Origin of the sequence: Sulfuriferula plumbiphila (assembly GCF_009938015.1) — a bacterium.
In the GTDB taxonomy this organism is placed as follows: domain Bacteria; phylum Pseudomonadota; class Gammaproteobacteria; order Burkholderiales; family Sulfuriferulaceae; genus Sulfuriferula; species Sulfuriferula plumbiphila.
In genome coordinates, this window is sequence record NZ_AP021884.1 from 3177135 (window position 1) to 3195255 (window position 18121).

Genomic DNA, 18121 nt, shown 5'->3' on the forward strand with positions numbered 1-18121 from the left:
GTTCACACATGAAACGCTTCCTGCTTACAGCAATCCTGGCCATCGTGGCCAGCCCGGTGCTTGCTGCCGATGTCGGCGTCTCGGTCAGTATCGGTCAGCCGGGTTTTTATGGCCGTATCGACATTGGCAACAACTATCCCCAACCGCTGCTAATCTATCCGGAGCCCATCGTGATCCAGCGCCTTCCTGTCGGTGTCGCCCCGCGCCCGATTTATCTGCATGTGCCGCCCGGACACGCCAAACACTGGCGCAAACACTGCCATGAATACAATGCCTGCGGGCGGCCGGTCTATTTCGTGCAGGATGACTGGTACAACGAGGTGTATGTGCCGCACTATCGTGAGGATCATGGTGACAGAGGCGGAGAACGTGATCATGAAAACCATGGTAAACGCGGCTATGCCGACGAGCCCGGCCACGGTCATGGGAGAGACCATGGCCATGGCAAAGGACACCAGGACGACTGAATTGCGTCTGCCCATTACTTAAGGGGTTTGCCGTTCCGGAATGCTGGTTTCCCGGGTGTGGGCTTGGGACGATGGCCTAAAAATCTCCTGCCCACTCCAGCTCATGCGGCGCAATGCCCTTTGGTTATTGCGCCCTTGGGCCTTGAACCAGTGATGTGGATTTTTGCAGCAGTCGCTCACCCTCCCGTAAAGATCGGACAGTATCTACAAGCTGACTTACAGCCAGGACAGTGATTTGACTGCGCGCCTGCAGCCGCGCGCCAGCAACTTCAGGCGGCCTGATTAGCGCCCGCCATATACCCATTCCAGCAGCGCATCCTGCGCCGCGCCGCCTGCCGCCGCATTCGTGTCGTTGATAAAAAATACCACCACAAAACGCCGTCCGGCCTTGTCGGACACATAACCGGCGATGGTTTTGACGCCTTCCAGCGTGCCGGTCTTGATGTGCGCATGACCGGCCAGCGGAGTGTCCTTGTCGCGCGATTTCATGGTGCCATCCACGGCGGCGATGGGCAGCGCGGATTCAAGCTCGGAGAATATCGGGCTGCTGTATGCTGCCAGTAATAATTGCGCCATGCTGTGCGGGCTGATGCGCTCGATGCGCGACAGGCCGGATCCGTTTTCCAGTACCAGTTCGGGAAAATGCAGGCCCTTGCCTGCCAGCCAGTTGCGTACCGCATCAGCCGATTTCTGCGTGGTGCCGGGCGCGCCGCCGCGTACCGCGCCCAGGCTCAGAAACAAACTGCGCGCCATGACATTGTTGCTGAACTTGTTGAGGCCACGCACCACATCAGCCAGCGGCGGCGACTCAAACACCATCAGGCGCTGGGCGCTGGCAGGCACCTCGCCCACGCGCCAGCTGCCGGCAAGGCGCCCTCCCGATTCCTGCCACAGCGTGCCAAATGCATCAGCCACCGCTGCGCTGGCGTCGCCCAGATTGAACGCAGTGCTTTTCTCGCCGCACGCCGCCGCGTAGCTGCCGTTCAATACCAGGCGGCTATTACCGTTGTCGGGCAGCCATTCGATATCGATACGGTCGCGCCATTCGCCGCACGGCGTGTTGTCGAGCTGCAGCTTGTTGACCAGGCGCATGCCAGGCGGCAACGGATCGGCGTAGGCAGCCACGCCGCCAGACAGCGCTGTGAGGCGCAGCATGGTGCTGTTGAAATTCACCATCAGCGCGGCGGGTACAGCGTTGTAAGCACGGCGCGGCTCACCGTCGAAGCGCGCCGGGTCGGCGTCGGACAGGCTGAAATAACTCTGATCGAGTACCAGGTCGCCGCGAATCTCGCGCACGCCCCGGCTACGCAACTCGCGCAGCAGCAGCCAGAAGCGCTCCAGGGTCAGTTGCGGGTCGCCATAACCCTTGATGTAGAGGTTGCCGGTGAGCACCCCATCGACCAGGCTGCCGTCGGTATACAGCTCGGTTTTCCAGGTATAGGCGGGGCCCAGCAGTTCCAGCGCGGCATAGCTGGTAACCAGCTTCATGGTGGATGCGGGGTTGAATGACAGCGCGCCGCCATGCGTCAGCAGCGGCCCAGGCTTGCCCGTCTCCCATACCACCACGCCGACATGGCCGGCCGGAATATCGGCCTGGCGCAGTGCGGCCTGCACCGGTTGCGGCAAGGCGTCATTGCCCGCCCACGCAGTGCTCCACGCCAGCAATACAATCAACAGCTGGAGCCGCAACATAATCGCGCGCAGGGACAGATGCGGCATGGCGTTCGGCATCCTGCCGACCGGCGCGATAGCGCGGTTATTCACCTGCACCGCAACGACACAGGCTGGATTTTGGCGCACGCGCCACAGGCCGCCGGCCGAGATTGCCCAGCACCAGCGCACCCATGACAATCAGCGCGCCGGTCAGTTCTGCGGCACTCAGGCGATGTCCCTGCAACCAGCCGATGATCAGTGCGGTGACCGGCACAAAATTGATAAACAGCACGCCGCCCGCGCCGAGTGTGTTGATACCCATGTTCCACGCCAGTACCGCAACCACGCCGGCGAGCATGATCAGGTAGATGAGCTCGTTGGCGAGTCCGGCCAGCGTTCCCACTGCCGGCACTTGCGCTATGCCCGCCAGCGTGGCCAGCAGGGTAATGACAGCAATGCTGGGCACAGCCATCAGGCAACTCAGTGCGGTGTAGCGCAGCGGTGACCAGCCCGGGAAATCCTGCGCGCCCAGCGTGTAGATTACCCAGCACAATGCACCGGCCAGGATCAATAAATCCGCCACCGCTTCACCACCGTGCAGCAGCGCGCCCAGGTGCCCCTTGGTGATCACCAGCACGACGCCACCCAGAGCGAGCGCAATTGCCGCCATATTCAATGGCGTGGGTCGCACCCCGCGCCATAGCGCATTGACCAGCACGCCCAATAGCGGCATCAGCGCCATGATGATGGCGCCGTGCTCAGGCTGCGAGCGCGCAAGCCCGAGAAACGCCAGAATGCTGAACCCGGCAAACCCCGCCGACCCATAGCGCCATAATGCCAGTGTGCGCGACTCCAGGCGCAGCGCGGCGCGTCCCTCGATTGCCGCCAGCAAAGCCACAAACAACAGCGCGCCGCTGCCATAGCGAATCAGCGTGAGCCAGAATGCATCCAGCGTCACCAGCGCCGACTTGGCCACCGGAAACATCCCGCCCCACAGCACGGCAGCCAGCAACAAGGCCAGCATGCCCGCGTTACGCCCGGGGTTGCGTGCTTGAGTCATGGGCTCTCCTTGTTCGATCTGAATTGACAGTCGGACAGGCTGACAGACGCCATTATTGATCCCACATCACATCGGATTTGGCCGCCACCGCCGCCTCCAGTAACTGGATCAGCGGCAAGGCGCGGTGCGCCAGGCTCACCGGCTGCTCGTCGGCGTCGTTGCCCGCCGCGTCACCAGATTCCGGCACTGCCGCGGCAACGCCCGCACGCAGCCGCTCCAGCGCAGCGGGCACATCGGCAGCCAATATAGCCCCTGGTACCGTGGCGCTGTGCCCCATCAGTTTGAGCAGGTTGAGTGCGACATCGCCGAACATGGTGATATCGGCATACGCGTCGGTGTGAAAGGTGATGAGCATGATGGCGTCCTTGAAGGTTTTTTTGACTTGAGATTGACTCATTATATCCTGCGGCACACAGGCAAACCTGATTACAAACCCTGCGCTTTAAGTTTTACGATTTCCCATGCCTTGAGTTTCTGCGCATAGGACAAAGAGGCATGGGCAGGGCTGGTAGAAGGCAGACGCTGATATTGCAGCGCGCCGGACTGGTTGCTGAGGCCCGCAAGCACATACTTGCGGTAGCAAGCTTCAGCCTTGGCACCATTGAAGAATATATGGGCAATATCTGGATGCGCCAGGTGGAACGATGCGAAGTCATTGGCAATGATTGAAGCATCGTCAATACCGGAATCCAGGCTGCCCTCCCGCGCGCATGACTGAAGCACGTCCCATAGCGCTATGCCGCTGGATTTCAGCATCTGCAACCGGGTCGCGTACGGCAACTCGGCACGCGCACCAACCAGCTCACCCAATAGGCGCCAGAACGCGTTGCGCGGATGGGCATAGTATTGCTGCGCCTGTAATGAAATTTTCCCGGGCATGCTGCCCAGGATAAGCACGCGCGCCTGCGCATCCGCAATCGGGGGGAAGCTGTGGACGTAGGGCATGGCAGCGCGGCTTGACAATTGCATATAGAGTGCATCGTTCACGATGCGTTCGCAGGTTTTTCAAAATAGCCCGGATTCATATCGTTCGCAATGACAACGGCCATGCCACCCGCCGTGGGGCATGCGCAGCGCGCGGGTTCTGTCGCCCACCGGTTCCACCGGGTCATTGCCAGATCGCGCGCGGCCTGCCCGCTACCGCTTTGCACAGTCCCATGCGGTAGCCAGGCCGGATGCAATTTCTGCCAGCCAGGCGAACAGCGCCTCGGGAGAGGTCAATTGATGGGTTAATCTGCCGCCGAAATGTTATTCAGCCCGACCCGGACAACCGCAATGGCATTGTTCATTTTGCGGAATCTCCAGAAGCCGAATATGCCTGTCAGGACCCCGCTCGGGAGGCAGAAAAATCCCACCGCGGTAAACCATCCCTGGTGTGAGAAATGGATAATCGATACGCCGGCAATGAGCAATGCGACGCCCGAGCGCAGGTATGACAGGAAGGTTCGTTCATTCGCTAACAGCGTACGATCAATCGCCAATTGATCCCGCAGAATCAGCTCTGCTGTTTCAAACCGTGAATAATGGCTTTGTTCCATCTTGCCTGGGTCTCCTTGAAGAACGTTTGAAATGAAGCGCTCTCCGCCAGGCGGTACGAAACACTGCTGGTCGGGGAACGAGGTTGAATGTGCTGTCAGGCGCCATGGGCAGCCATTATAAACGCGCTGACCAGTGCGTGGGGCTTAGCGGGGATTGAACGTGCCTGAGGCAGGAACAGGATTGACCCCGAAATTACCGCCAGTAACATTCATGGCGTATTGCGGAATCGTTGTTGAAAACGGCCACATGTGCCAAAACGGGGAATCCGGTGTTCATGTGCCGATCATCCCCCCGAATCATGCTCAAAACCAGAATGACGTATCCTTCAGCAGAAATTCAACATAGGGCATGTAGTGCGATCCATCGCAGGAGAAGGTCAGGCTGACCATGCCGTTGAAAATGTTGATCGAGGCCGTGCGCAGATAAATGGTTGGATCGGCGAAACGCAGGGATTGCATGATGCCCAGAATCCGAGCGATATTGTGCTGCGGGATGGTCGCATCGTTCGGGTAGGGACGGGACGGGAACACCAGACAGATGTCCGGATCGCTCAGTGCTTCGTGATCCAGAATGCGATAACGGAACGGGTCGTCCACGGTCCAGATGGTGACCTGGCTGCTGGAAAAGTGTATCTGGCATTGAAACACGCCACGCAGCGTCAGCAGTTCCTCGAGGATGGATAATGCCTGCTCCAGATTGCTGTCCAGGGGGCTTTCCACTCGGCATTGTTGAAACACCGTGCCGCGAATTGCCGGATCACCCTTCACCTGTCGCCAATAGCCAGGCTCTTCGTAGAGTTCTGACGTCACCGGCAGATCGCGCAGGTCAAAGTCGGCACCGAGATAGCCCAGCGTGCTGGAATCCGCGCGCACAATCTGCAGGGCGGTGAGCGACGGCCGGTGCCCCACCAGGCTGATGTAAGCATCGGAGAGCAGAAATCCCCACGCCGGCACGGCTTCCTTCATGTACGGGCGCTGGGAGCGGTCGCGTCCAAAATGTTCCGGCGCGAGTCCCGCCTGACCAACGTTGTCACAAATCTGGATACCGTCGGTGCTCAGGCAGTACAGGAATGCACAATAGGGAATGCTGGCAAAGCCTTGCGCGAGAATCGCATCCAGTTGCTCGCGCTCACCCCATGCCGGGATGCATTGTTCGGCCAGGTGCGCCAGCGGTTCGTGCAGCTTGCGCGCCAGTTCTTCCCGTTGCAGATAGATATTCTCTTTCCATGAATTTTTCATGCGCTTGCAAATCATATCCCGCGTGATTAAAAAGTTTTCGCAACGGCCACGTATCCAGGATACTCATGGGCCGGGCGGCCATTTAGATACTGTGAGTTGGCAAAGGGTTTCCAAATGCATCCCTTTGGCCTGCGGCAGCCATTAGCTTCAATTGCAGTTGCAGGCACATTGTCATGCATGCAGCATGACGCAAAGCGGTGACAAACCGATGACCGTACCGCTCCTTATGGTGTTTTGTCTTCTATTGCCCTGACACAAGTCTAATGCGGCTCACCGTAGCGTAATGCAGACCTGCGGCTGATCTCTGCGAGCGTATAGCCTATTCAAGATAGGCGCGCCATCGCCTCATTGCGTGCAGGTTGCGAGTCCGCCGGCCATTAGCGCGGCCAAGCGCCGGCCGGTGCAGCATGCGCTGTCGGGAGGGTATTGTTCCATATATCGCTTCAAAACAATCACGCTGTTGTGCTGCTCATCCTGCGCCGCGAAAACCAGCGTTATTGTGCCTCTCGGGGTCATCTGTTTTAACTGGGCAAGCAGCGCGGATTTTTCGGCCTATTCAGTTTTGTAACGGGTCTGGAATTCGGCCCACCTGGCGGGTCGTGAGCCAACCAATTGCGCAGTTCCGTGCCCGGGGCGATTTCTTTTAGCCACTCGTCCACCTTCGCATGCTGTTTATCCAGACCTCGCGGCCACAAGCTTTCAATAAGAACGCGCATGCCGTGCTGTGCGCCCGGCGCTTCGTAGACGAAGCTTCAGGGTGATTCTGTGCTCTCTCCAAAGTCTTGTTCCAGCGCCACCCGGTATTTCCTGCTCAAGGCAATAAATCGGGGGGTAGGCCCAACGTCTTCGTAAATCGGATCGCCCTGATCGTCCCGGGCAATCACCTTGCTGCCTTGAATATAAGGCATGGCACGCTCAAGCTCGTTCAGTGCAGCCGTTAACAACTCGGTAATGATGGCCGTTTCATTGCGGCGCGGGTACATCTCGACCAGCGCTGCGATCTTCGCCGCATCGTGAAGCGGGAGCCGGATGCGATATTCCTTTGCTGTCAGATGGCCACTTGCCGAGTTTTCCCATTCCTTCATCAAGTCCGTAATATTCATGACCTCTTTCCGCTATGCATTCGTTTCCATTGCGCTCAATATAGCATCCAGCTTTAAAAGCCATATTCAGCGACGGGAGTATCCCCCCGGGGTTTCATGCATCATCGCGCACTTGGGACTGCCGGGCGCTCAGGGAAAAAACCGGTGAAATGCCGACCGCCACACCACCTTGTTACCTATGTCCCCGACCGCTTACCCGCTCCTGCTGCTGCCGGCAAACCGACATACCCGGGCAAGCTGCGCATTCGGTCCAACCAGATTCCAACGGCAGCAAAGGGTGCCAGGCTTATCCCCCCTTCCGGTGCCAACGCCGCGTAGGGATAACAGGCGATATCGGCAATGGTGGGACCCCCTGCCTCTGCAACAAGCCATGCACTTTCGGCCAACTGTTTTTCCAAAACAGCGAGGGCGATCTTACCCAGTGCCTGGCTGTCCTCCAAGTTACCTGTTCGTGCAAAGACAGTCGGATTATTGAGCTTAATAGCCCGTGAGCGGGCAAGCCCGTAGCGCCCCTCGTTCTGTTCCAAGGCTAACCATTGCATGACCTTCGCCATGGGAAGGGGGCTAACAGGCAACCATGTTTCTCCGCCATATTGGCGGGCCAGGTAAACAAGAATGGCGGTGGAATCCCAGATAGGCAACCCGTTGTCGACAAGCACAGGGACTTGCCCGCGCGGATTTAATGCCAAAAATTCAGGGCGCTGATTTTCGCCAGCGCTGGTATTCAGGGGAATCTTTTGATACGTGATTCCGAGAATAGAGAGAAACAAGCGAATCTTGTAGCAATTACCCGATCGCTCCAAGTCATGCAGGATCAACATCATACCCTCCTATTTCAGGCCTGACGGAGGATGCTTGGGGTCAGGCTACCCATGTTCACATATTTTCACCTTGCCTGTCTAACCGGCCTGTCACATCAGTTGCAGCCGACATGCGTGCTGCAACTGCGGTCTCAGTTTGATTGCGTGATTGGCTCAATGCTTTAACCACACGCTGCCGGTCTTCAAGCGGGCGATTCTGGTTCAGTTTGCACTTACCCTGGATGTCGGTGATTTCGATTTCGAAGCCCACAATCATGTTGAGCAGTGTTGTGCGCCGTTCACCCGCAAGGTCAGGCTTCCATGGACTGGTCATGTGCGATTCATGGATCTGGGTGAGCTGCTCAACCGGTTCTGCAAGCACGGACTCGCCTTCAATGCGCCGGGGGATGCCGCGCAAGTGATCCACCGCCGGGCAAGCGCTTACTGCTTACTCGTTAATTCATAGCGGGCGCGGAGCCAGGCCATGCGCCCCTCGGTCGAGACGATCTTCCAGCTGACCGATGTATGCGCTGACCGTATTTCCCGATTGTTCCACCGCAGCGCGCAAATCATGATCGAGTTGATCCAGTCGTGCCAGTACCGCCGCCCTCGATTCCGCATCCAACGCGGCCTGCCGCTTCAGTTCGCTCTCCATAAATGCGCGCAATTCGGTCAAGCGCGAGGCTTCAGCCTTGTCCGCAAGCTCCCGGCTGGCCTGGAGTTCGCGTGCATGGCGGCGTGTATCGAAAAGAACCGATGTCTGCAGGTAGACCACAAAAATCAGGAAAAACGCCGTGAGAAGGATCAACAGACCCAGCATGATTAATCCGAGCGGTGCCTGAACCGAGGCAAATCCCAAGGAGAGGGTGGCCGGCGCCATGAAAGCGTTCCAGTTGAGCGCCGCGAAAACGGCCGTTGCGCCCAGCACAATCAGCAAAAACAATGTACGAACTTTCATATGAATCATCCTCCCTTATCGATTCCGGACTAACGCTGCATGCAGCCGCGGTATATCCGCGATTGCCCTGATCCCATCTCGTCTCTCTACCAGCGCCTTACTCTCCCGCCAAATCTCCCACATACCAGTCCATCGCTTCGGTCAGCCCTTCTCCGAGCCGGTGCGTCGGCTCATACCCCAGCAGCCGCTGTGCCTTGGAAATATCCGCCAGCGAATGCCTGACATCGCCGGCGCGGAAAGCGCGGTAGGTGGGTTTGAAGTTTTCCAGGTGCGGAAAGCGCGCTGCCAGTAAACGTCTGATGTGCTCGCACAGTTCGTTCAGCGTGGTGCGGTCGCCCACCGCCACATTGTAGACCTGGTTCACCGCTTCTGGGTTGTCGGTGGTGGCAGCCAGGATGTTGGCCTGGATGGTGTTGTCGATGTAACAGAAATCGCGGCTGGTTTCGCCGTCGCCATTGATGTAGACGGGCTCATTGGCAATCATGCTGGCGACCCATTTCGGGATGACGGCGGCGTAGGCGCCCTCGGGGTCCTGCCTGCGGCCGAAGATGTTGAAGTATCTGAGCCCGATGGTGTGGAAGCCGTAGCTGCGCGAGAACACGTCGGCATACAGTTCGTTGACGTATTTGGTGACGGCGTAAGGGGAGAGCGGCTTGCCGATCTGGTCTTCCACCTTGGGCAGGCCGGGGTGGTCGCCATAGGTGGAACTGGAGGCGGCGTAGACGAAGCGTTTTGCCTGTGCATCGCGCGCGGCCACCAGCATGTTGAGGAAGCCGTCGATGTTGGCGCCGTTGGTGGTGACGGGGTCTTCCAGCGAGCGCGGCACCGAGCCCAGCGCGGCCTGGTGCAGCACGTAGTGCACGCCATTGCACGCAGCGCGGCAGTGGTCCGGATTGCGGATGTCGCCTTCGATGAAGTTGAAGCGTGTCCATTGTCGGGGGGTGACGCTGGCCTGCACCTTGTCGAAGTTGTAGCGGTGGCCGGTGGCGAAGCTGTCCAGGCCGACCACGCGCTGGTCGAGCTGGAGCAGTTTTTCCAGCAGGTTGCAGCCGATGAAACCGGCCACGCCGGTGACCAGCCAGGTTTTCGGCGCATCCCGGAGCTGCGCGCAGACTTCCGCGTAGCGGCTCATGCTACAAGCGCCACAGCACGTAACCGGCGGCTTGCACGGCGGCTGGGTCGTAGGCGGATTTGACGTCGATGAACACGCCGCCGGATTTGAGTTTGGCGGTGAGACCGGCCAACGGCTGGCTGAGATATTCCTGGTGCGCGACGGCGGCGACAATCGCGTCCACCTCGGGGATATCGGCCCACGGGGTCAGGTCCACACCGTATTCGTGCTTGGCCTCGGCGGGCTCGCCCAGCGGTTCGTGCACGATCACGTTGGCGCCGTAACTTTGCAGCTCGCTGATGATATCGATCACCCTGGAGTTGCGCAGGTCGGGGCAGTTTTCCTTGAAGGTGAGGCCGAGCACGAGGATGTTGCGGCCTTTCACCGGGCTGCCGGTATTGATCATGTGCTTGACGGTCTGCTCGGCGATGAACTTGCCCATGCCGTCGTTGATGCGCCGGCCGGCCAGGATCACCTCGGGATGGTAGCCGAGCATTTCCGCCTTGTGGGTGAGGTAATACGGGTCAACGCCGATGCAGTGACCGCCCACCAGGCCGGGGCGGAACGGCAGGAAGTTCCACTTGGTGCCGGCGGCGCGCAGCACTTCCAGGGTGTCGATGCCGATGCGGTCGAAGATGATGGCAAGTTCATTCATCAGCGCGATATTGAGGTCGCGCTGGGTGTTCTCGATCACCTTGGCGGCTTCGGCCACCTTGATCGAGCTGGCGCGGTGCACGCCGGCCTTGATCACCAGCTCGTACAGCTGTGCGACTTTTTCCAGGGTGTCCGCGTCGTCGCCGGACACCACTTTCAAAATGGTCGTAAGGGTATGTTCCTTGTCGCCGGGGTTGATGCGCTCGGGCGAGTAACCGATGTGGAAGCCCTGCTTCCATTTCAGGCCGGATTCGCGCTCCAGGATGGGCACGCATACTTCTTCGGTGGCACCGGGGTAAACCGTGGATTCGTACACCACAATTGCGCCTTTTTTCAGGTGGCGGCCGACCGAGGTGCTGGAACCGATCAGCGGCGAGAAATCCGGCTGGTGCGCATCGCCCACCGGGGTGGGCACTGCGACGATGATATAGTCGGCGCGGGCAAGCTGGGCGGGATCGGTGGTCACCGTCAGTTTATCGGCGGCTTTCAGCTCATCCGTCGAAACCTCGCCAGTGGGGTCGCAGTGGGTCTTGTAACTTTCCACCTTGGCAGCGGAAAGATCAAAGCCGATGGTCTCCATTTTTTTGCCGAATTCCACCGCCAGCGGCAGTCCCACGTAACCCAGACCCACAACTGCAACAACACTCATGCCCTTCTCCCTGAATTGTAATGCGCGACCCGAAGCCATTTCTGTGCCAAGGCATTCTACTGAAACTTGAGCAGCCCCGAAAGCGCGGGGCTTTGCAAATCATTGGCTTGTAGGCATCATGCCTGTTCTGGCCTGAAGAGGGGAGCACAATGAAACGGATCATCCTGCACGGACTGCACGTGATACTGGTCAGCATCGTAGCCGTGGCGACGTCGCCCCTGCTCAGCGCACAGGCAGACACGCTGCCGCAAACCATCCAGAAGGTGAAGCGCGCCGTGGTTGCAGTGGGCACCTATGAACCCGCCCGTTCCCCGCGCGGAGAGTTTCGCGCCACCGGCTATGCGGTAGGCGACGGCTTGCATGTGGTCACCAATTATCACGTGGTCAAGCAGCTGCTTGACCTCAACCATAAAGAAGTGCTCGGCATATTTATCGGTGAGGGCGAGGCCACCCAGTTTCGCCAGGCGCAGGTGGAAGTGAGCGATCCGGCACACGATGTGGTGTTGCTGAAATTTTCCGGCACGCCGCTGCCGGTGCTGAAAATAGGCGACTCGGATGCCGTGCAGGAAGGCTGGGAGATGTATTTCACCGGCTTCCCGATTGGCAGTGTGCTGGGGCTGTATCCTGCCTCCATCCGTGCCGGCATATCCGCGATTACCCCTATCGTGCGTCCCGCACCGAATGCGCGTTATCTGGACGCCAAAACCCTGCGCCGGGAAGCGGATCCGTTCAGCATATTTCAGCTGGATGGCATCTCCTACCCCGGCAACAGCGGGAGCCCGCTATACGATCCGCAGACCGGGCTGGTGTATGGCACCGTCAATAGCACCTTCATCAAAAGCACCAAGGAAAACGTGCTGAAAGATCCCAGCGCCATTTCCTACGCCATTCCCAGCCGCTATGTGCGGGCACTGATGCAGCAGGCGGGGCTGCAGGCAGCTAATTGACGGAGAACAACCAAAACGGCGTCATTCCGTATCGAGTACGGAGTGACGCAACCGCCCATTTCAGCCTCGAAGCCATCATCAACCCTGCCGGCTGACACGTACCTGCTCGCAATATTGCTGCAGATCCTCCGGCACACCGGACGGGCATTGCCCGCATTCGCGGTTGCCGGGCACCGCATAGTCAATGAATTTGGGATAGGCCAGCTTCAGATTGGCCATGATCTCGACGAATTCAGCGAGCGGCTTATTGCCGCCCAGGCGCGGATTGCGGGTTTTTTCCTGGCCGATGCTGGACACGCGTCGTCCCTGATAGTCATGCGCAGGGTACACCAGGGTATCTTCCGCCAGCGTGAACAGCTTGTCATGCACGCTGCGGTACAAGGTCGGCGCATCGCCATTCTGAAAATCGGTGCGGCCGCAGCCGTCAATCAGCAAAGCGTCTCCGGTCAGCACGCGCCCCTCCACGGCATAGGCAAAATGGTGATCGGTGTGGCCTGGAGTATGCAGGGGAGCGAGCGTGATGCCTCCTACCGTGAACGGCTTGCCGTCCTCCAGCAATTCATCGGCGCACGACAACTGATCCAGCGCCGGATGGGCAATGCGGCTGCCTGCCTCCTGCTTGAGCTTGCGCGCCGCACTGATATGGTCGGCGTGGATATGTGTATCAATGGTGTAAGCCAGCTTGAGCCCGAGTGCGTTGATCTCGGCCAGATCGCGTTGCCAGGTTGGCAATACCGGATCAATCAGCAGCGCCTGGCCAGTCTCCTCACAGCCCAGCAGATAAGTATAAGTGCTGGAAACCGGTTCAAACAACTGTCGGAAAATCATATCGCCTCCGTGCAATGAAAAGGTCTGTGTTATGCCCACATCAGCGCAACCATTGGCTAAATGCCGGGCGCCGCTTGTAATATGCATATGGTGTTCGTTACCAGCATTTCCAGTTCCTCCTCGCTAATCACGTAAGGCGGCATAAAATATACGGTGTTGCCGATGGGACGCAGCAAGAGCCCGCGTGCCAGCGCGGCGTGATAAAAATGCCGGGCAAAACCGGCGCGCGCCTGATCCACTTCAAACGCCATGATCATGCCGGTACGCCGCAAGTTCCGGATACGCGGATGTTCACGCAATGGCCCCGCAATGCGATCCCAATATATCGCTTTGGCCTGATTGGTCGCCAGCACATCGTCCTGTTCGAAGATGTCCAGCGTCGCCAGTGCTGCACGGCAGGCCAGCGGATTGCCGGTGTAGGAATGGGAATGCAAAAAGCCGCGCGCGGTGGCATCGTCGTAGAACGCAGCATAAACCTGATCCGTGGTCAGCACCGCCGACAATGGCAAATAGCCGCCGGTAATACCCTTGGACAAACAGATAAAATCCGCCCGGATGCCCGCCTGTTCGCACGCAAACATGGTACCGGTGCGTCCAAACCCGACGGCGATCTCGTCCGCAATCAGGTGCACGCCGTAGCGGTCGCAGATCGCGCGCGCGCGCCTGAGATAGGCTGGATGGTACATGCCCATGCCCGCGGCGCCCTGCACCAGCGGCTCGACAATCAGTGCGGCAGTGGCCGCATGGTGTTTGGCGAGATGGTTTTCCAGTGATTCGGCCGCGCGCAGGGCATATTGCTCTGGTGATTCTCCCGGCTCGGCCAGCCGCCAGTCCGGGCTGGGAACCTGTACGCTGTGGCGCAACAACGGCGCGTAGGTGTCCTTGAACAGGGCGACGTCGGTGACCGACAGCGCACCCAGTGTTTCGCCGTGATAACTGTTTTGCAGACTGACAAATTCAGTCTTGCCCGGCTGGCCGCTGTTGCGCCAGTAATGGAAGCTCATCTTGAGCGCGATTTCCACCGCCGACGCACCATCCGAGCCGTAAAACGCGTGGCCCAGTCCGGTCAGGCGCGCCAGTCGCTCCGATAGCTCAATCACCGGTGCGTGCGTAAAACCAGCCAGCATGACGTGTTCGATTTGTTCCAACTGCTCGCGCAGCGCGGCATTGATGCGCGGGTTGCAGTGACCGAACAGATTCACCCACCAGCTCGACACCGCATCCAGATAACGCTGCCCCTCGAAGTCGTACAGCCACACGCCTGCACCGCGCGTAATCGGCACCGGCGGGAAGCCTTCCAGTTGTTTCATCTGCGTGCAGGGGTGCCAGACGGCGGTGCGGCTGCGCGCAAGCCAATCGTGATTGTTCATTATTTCTCTGCTCCCAGACGCGTCATGCGCTCAGGCAAATCCGCCGGCGCCAAAAACTCCCATGCACGCCCGCGTTTGCGCTGTTCCAGCAGGCCCAGGCTGGCCAAAGCCAGCAAATCTGCTCGCGCTGTAGCGTATGCTACGTTATGCGAGCGCCGATGGCTTTCCACCGTATAGCGATTGGAACGCTGTTTGAGCGCACCTGCGAGCAAGGCAAGCTGGCGCAAGTTCAAATCCACAGTCGAGCCGAGACTATGCAGCGTTTGTTCCAACTGCCGGGTTTCCTGTCCACGTTGTTGCACGTAGGTTTTCAGCGCGTCGAGCGCCTGCTCGATGACATTCAGTTGCTGCAGGATAAAGTAGGTCGTATCGCCAGCGTCGGTTTCGGTGTGAAGGTATGCGCGCGCATATTGCGCTGGCGCTTTGCGCAACACGCTGGAGATGGACACCAACTCCATCAACCAATAGCCCTGCCGCACCATGGACCAGTAGAACAATGCCCTGGCAGCACGCCCGTTGCCTTCCGCAAAAGGGCGATCGTAAGCCAACATGAAATGCAGCAGCAGGGCCCGGATGAGCGGATGAAAATTCGGCTCGTCGGCTTCCATGCCGTTGGCGAACGCGCATAAACGGATAAGCCGCTCCGGCAACTCTGCAGCGGCGGGCGGCGTGTGCAGTATTGCACCATCGATTCCACCCCCTTGACTGCGTCATCCTGCCTGAGCCGGCCTTCGTCAGCAGGGTTTTGCAGTGTCCGGCTGGTTAACATGGCGTGTAAATTCAACAGCATTTGCGGCGATAAGGGCTCGTTCGCGATTTGGCGGACATGCTGCATGGTGGCGAAATTATTGAAGATCATTTGTTCCGCAGTGTCTCTGGGCCTGCGCGCAGTACGCAGCATTTCCTCTGCCACGCGACGACTGGTGGAGGCGTCTTCCAGCTGACTGGACGTGATGGCCTCTTCAATCAAGGCGCTGACCAGATAGCGGTCACGCTGCGTCGCATTCACCACCGGGCCGTCTACCCACACCGCCCCACCCGCATTCCTATCCACGAAGCGCAGACTTTTCAACACCGGCTCGGCCAGTACATAAGCTGAACGGCTGGCCGACCTGGTCCAGGAATGGTAGCGTGCGCGCCAAATTGATACACCCAAATTTGATCGCCAGCCACCACTCGCTGACAGATATGCCTTGTGGTGGTGTGCGATAGCGCAACTCGTCCCAGTGCAGGTAAGCGCTCTGCATCGTGTTGACGGACTTTGCTGTCAGCAAATGCAGCACGGTTGCGGCCTCACACCCGGCATGAGATCGGCCATGGAGGGAGGCGTGCTGGGGATTTTCATGAACTATCAATTCATTGGTAATGAATAACAAAATGATAGTCGAATAGAGGCAATCAATATATCAGTTCGATGGCATTTGATAGTTTATTAAAACTTTGTAACGCAAAGTTTTCAGTTACGCCTTGAAATTGCCACCTTATGCCCCTATTATTAGCACTCCTCAGCCAAGAGTGCTAACAGCAATCTCGGCTGAATCCGTTTTTGGGTTGTATCAGCCACTGACGCAACCCTTGATTCAGCGATTTTTTCCAGGAGATAGAGCAATGAAAATTCGTCCGCTGCACGACCGCGTGATTGTCAAACGCATGGAGGAAGAACGCAAGACCGCTTCCGGCATCGTGATTCCCGATAGCGCCACCGAAAAACCCGACCAGGGCGAAGTGCTTGCCGTGGGCAAGGGCAAAGTCAGTGACGACGGCAAAGTGCGCGCGCTGGATGTGAAAGTCGGCGACCGCGTGCTGTTCGGCAAATATGCCGGCCAGTCCGTCAAGCTGGACGGCGAAGAAGTGCTGGTGATGCGCGAGGAAGACATCATGGGCATCGTCGAATAATCCGGCCTGCCAAAGCATACCAATTGATTCAAAGTTTTAGGAGCTAAAAAATGCCTGCAAAAGACGTAAAATTCGGTGATATTGCCCGCCAAAAAATGATGGTCGGCGTGAACATTCTGGCCGACGCCGTTAAGGTAACCCTCGGCCCCAAAGGCCGTAACGTGGTGCTGGATCGCGCTTTCGGCGCCCCCACCATCACCAAGGACGGTGTCTCGGTGGCCAAGGAAATCGAGCTGAAGGACAAGTTCGAGAACATGGGTGCGCAGATGGTGAAGGAAGTCTCGTCCAAGACCTCCGACGTGGCCGGTGACGGCACCACCACTGCAACCGTGCTGGCTCAAGCCATGCTGAAGGAAGGCATGAAGTTTGTCGCCGCCGGAATGAATCCGATGGACCTTAAACGCGGCATGGACAAGGCTGTCACCGCCATCATCGCCGAGCTGCAAAAAATCTCCAAACCCTGCACCACCGGCAAGGAAATCGCTCAAGTGGGTTCCATCTCCGCCAACTCCGACAGCTCCATCGGCGACATCATCGCTGAGGCCATGGACAAAGTCGGCAAAGAGGGCGTGATTACCGTGGAAGACGGTTCAGGCCTGCAAAACGAGCTGGACGTGGTGGAAGGCATGCAGTTCGACCGCGGCTACCTGTCCCCTTACTTCATCAACAACGCCGACAAGCAAATCTCCCTGTTGGACAATCCTTTCGTGCTGCTGCATGACAAGAAAATCTCCAACATTCGCGACCTGCTGCCGGCACTGGAGCAAGTCGCCAAGGCTGGCCGCCCGCTGCTGATCATTGCTGAAGATGTGGACGGCGAAGCCCTGGCTACGCTGGTGGTGAACAATATCCGCGGCATCCTCAAGACCTGTGCGGTGAAAGCCCCTGGCTTCGGCGACCGTCGCAAGGCCATGCTGGAAGACATCGCCATCCTGACCGGCGGCACCGTGATCGCTGAAGAAGTCGGTCTGACGCTGGACAAAATCACGCTGGCCGAACTGGGTCAAGCCAAACGCATCGAGGTGGGTAAAGACAACACCATCATCATCGACGGCGCAGGCAAGGAAGACGCCATCAAGGGTCGCATCACCCAGATCAACCGCCAGGCTGAGGAAGCCACCAGCGACTACGACAAGGAGAAGCTGCAGGAACGCAAAGCCAAGCTGGCTGGCGGTGTTGCCGTGATCAAAGTCGGCGCGGCAACCGAAGTCGAAATGAAAGAGAAAAAAGCCCGCGTGGAAGACGCGCTGCACGCTACCCGCGCTGCGGTCGAGGAAGGCATCGTTGCCGGCGGTGGTGTGGCACTGCTGCGCGCCAAGGCTGGTGTCAACAAGCTGAAAGGCGACAACCACGACCAGGACGCCGGTATCAAGATCGTGCTGCGCGCGATCGAGGAACCGCTGCGCCAGATCGTCATCAACTGCGGCGACGAGGCCTCGGTGGTGGTCAACAAGGTGCTGGAAGGCAAGGGTAACTACGGCTACAACGCGGCGACCAGCGAGTACGGCGACATGGTGGAAATGGGTGTGCTCGATCCTACCAAGGTTACCCGCACCGCGCTGCAAAACGCCGCTTCCGTGGCCAGCCTGATGCTGACCACCGACGCCATGGTGGCGGAACTGCCGGAAGACAAATCCGCCGGCGGTGGCGGCGGTGGCATGGGCGACATGGGTGGTATGGGCGGCATGGGTGGCATGATGTAACCCTGCCTCTTGGCAACCCCGAAAAACCCCGCTACGGCGGGGTTTTTTATTGGGTTTGCAGGAACTGGCTTTGCAGTAGTAGCATCACGTTGCGCCCGACACCTCAGCACCGGGCGTTCTACCAATAATCAATAATAACGGCACC

The 18121-nt window shown here is 58.7% G+C and carries 19 protein-coding genes and 1 pseudogene; 4 read left to right on the forward strand and 16 right to left on the reverse strand.

Features of this window, described 5'->3' with window-relative positions; translation table 11 throughout:
• The first annotated feature begins 8 nt into the window (after positions 1-8).
• Positions 9-467 carry a hypothetical protein gene (locus tag GZH91_RS16295; protein ID WP_147070869.1) on the forward strand — a complete coding sequence of 153 codons (459 nt, stop codon included), beginning with the start codon at positions 9-11 and terminating at the stop codon, positions 465-467.
• A gap of 282 nt (positions 468-749) precedes the next feature.
• On the opposite strand, the gene dacB is transcribed toward GZH91_RS16295, so the two are convergent.
• The 13 genes and pseudogenes from dacB to GZH91_RS16360 all read right to left on the reverse strand — a co-directional run bounded on the left by dacB (position 750) and on the right by GZH91_RS16360 (position 11232).
• Positions 750-2267 carry a D-alanyl-D-alanine carboxypeptidase/D-alanyl-D-alanine endopeptidase gene (gene dacB / locus GZH91_RS16300; RefSeq protein WP_223264477.1) on the reverse strand — a complete coding sequence of 506 codons (1518 nt, stop codon included), beginning with the start codon at positions 2265-2267 and terminating at the stop codon, positions 750-752.
• Positions 2224-3180 carry a DMT family transporter gene (locus GZH91_RS16305; RefSeq protein WP_223264478.1) on the reverse strand — a complete coding sequence of 319 codons (957 nt, stop codon included), beginning with the start codon at positions 3178-3180 and terminating at the stop codon, positions 2224-2226. Before GZH91_RS16305 ends, dacB begins: the two co-directional genes overlap by 44 nt.
• 52 nt (positions 3181-3232) lie before the next feature.
• Positions 3233-3535: a DUF1840 domain-containing protein gene (locus tag GZH91_RS16310; RefSeq protein WP_147071044.1), complete on the reverse strand. Its 303-nt coding sequence runs from the start codon at positions 3533-3535 to the stop codon at positions 3233-3235.
• 71 nt (positions 3536-3606) lie between these two features.
• Entirely contained in the window at positions 3607-4149 is a 543-nt protein-coding gene (locus tag GZH91_RS16315) for a DNA-deoxyinosine glycosylase (RefSeq protein ID WP_232522193.1), read from the reverse strand.
• 260 nt (positions 4150-4409) lie between these two features.
• A complete protein-coding gene (locus GZH91_RS16320) occupies positions 4410-4718 on the reverse strand; it encodes a DUF202 domain-containing protein (RefSeq protein ID WP_147070870.1) in 309 nt (102 codons plus the stop codon).
• Between the two features lie 303 nt (positions 4719-5021).
• The gene (locus GZH91_RS16325) at positions 5022-5957 is read right to left on the reverse strand and encodes a PDC sensor domain-containing protein (protein ID WP_147070871.1); all 936 of its coding nucleotides are present in this window, start codon (positions 5955-5957) and stop codon (positions 5022-5024) included.
• 521 nt (positions 5958-6478) lie between these two features.
• Positions 6479-6691: pseudogene (locus GZH91_RS18475) on the reverse strand (DUF488 domain-containing protein); the annotation flags it as partial.
• Between the two features lie 18 nt (positions 6692-6709).
• Complete coding sequence (locus tag GZH91_RS16335) at positions 6710-7060, reverse strand: type 1 pili tip component (protein ID WP_147070872.1); 351 nt, start codon at positions 7058-7060, stop codon at positions 6710-6712.
• Positions 7061-7236: 176 nt separating this feature from the next.
• Complete coding sequence (locus GZH91_RS16340; protein WP_198415339.1) at positions 7237-7884, reverse strand: glutathione S-transferase family protein; 648 nt, start codon at positions 7882-7884, stop codon at positions 7237-7239.
• A gap of 52 nt (positions 7885-7936) precedes the next feature.
• Positions 7937-8278: an FMN-binding negative transcriptional regulator gene (locus tag GZH91_RS16345; protein ID WP_232522194.1), complete on the reverse strand. Its 342-nt coding sequence runs from the start codon at positions 8276-8278 to the stop codon at positions 7937-7939.
• 42 nt (positions 8279-8320) lie between these two features.
• Positions 8321-8818, reverse strand: a complete 498-nt coding sequence (locus tag GZH91_RS16350; protein ID WP_147070874.1) for a LapA family protein — start codon at positions 8816-8818, stop codon at positions 8321-8323.
• A 97-nt stretch (positions 8819-8915) separates the two neighbouring features.
• Positions 8916-9950 (reverse strand): NAD-dependent epimerase/dehydratase family protein, encoded by a 1035-nt coding sequence (locus GZH91_RS16355; RefSeq protein ID WP_147070875.1) that lies wholly within the window; start codon positions 9948-9950, stop codon positions 8916-8918.
• Position 9951: 1 nt separating this feature from the next.
• Positions 9952-11232 carry a nucleotide sugar dehydrogenase gene (locus GZH91_RS16360; RefSeq protein ID WP_147070876.1) on the reverse strand — a complete coding sequence of 427 codons (1281 nt, stop codon included), beginning with the start codon at positions 11230-11232 and terminating at the stop codon, positions 9952-9954.
• 149 nt (positions 11233-11381) lie between these two features.
• Between GZH91_RS16360 and GZH91_RS16365 the strand changes: the two genes are divergently transcribed.
• The gene (locus GZH91_RS16365; RefSeq protein ID WP_198415340.1) at positions 11382-12179 is read left to right on the forward strand and encodes a S1 family peptidase; all 798 of its coding nucleotides are present in this window, start codon (positions 11382-11384) and stop codon (positions 12177-12179) included.
• Positions 12180-12257: 78 nt separating this feature from the next.
• Here GZH91_RS16365 and GZH91_RS16370 read toward each other — a convergent pair whose 3' ends face one another.
• The 3 genes from GZH91_RS16370 to GZH91_RS16380 are packed head-to-tail and all read right to left on the reverse strand — an operon-like array spanning position 12258 to position 15069.
• Positions 12258-13007, reverse strand: a complete 750-nt coding sequence (locus GZH91_RS16370; protein ID WP_147070878.1) for an MBL fold metallo-hydrolase — start codon at positions 13005-13007, stop codon at positions 12258-12260.
• A 56-nt stretch (positions 13008-13063) separates the two neighbouring features.
• Positions 13064-14377 carry an adenosylmethionine--8-amino-7-oxononanoate transaminase gene (bioA, locus tag GZH91_RS16375; protein ID WP_147070880.1) on the reverse strand — a complete coding sequence of 438 codons (1314 nt, stop codon included), beginning with the start codon at positions 14375-14377 and terminating at the stop codon, positions 13064-13066.
• Positions 14377-15069 (reverse strand): Fic family protein, encoded by a 693-nt coding sequence (locus GZH91_RS16380; RefSeq protein ID WP_147070882.1) that lies wholly within the window; start codon positions 15067-15069, stop codon positions 14377-14379. Before GZH91_RS16380 ends, bioA begins: the two co-directional genes overlap by 1 nt.
• Positions 15070-15985: 916 nt before the next feature.
• Between GZH91_RS16380 and groES the strand changes: the two genes are divergently transcribed.
• Positions 15986-16273 (forward strand): co-chaperone GroES, encoded by a 288-nt coding sequence (gene groES / locus GZH91_RS16385; protein ID WP_147070885.1) that lies wholly within the window; start codon positions 15986-15988, stop codon positions 16271-16273.
• 50 nt (positions 16274-16323) lie between these two features.
• Positions 16324-17976: a chaperonin GroEL gene (gene groL, locus GZH91_RS16390; protein WP_147070887.1), complete on the forward strand. Its 1653-nt coding sequence runs from the start codon at positions 16324-16326 to the stop codon at positions 17974-17976.
• Positions 17977-18121 lie beyond the last annotated feature (145 nt).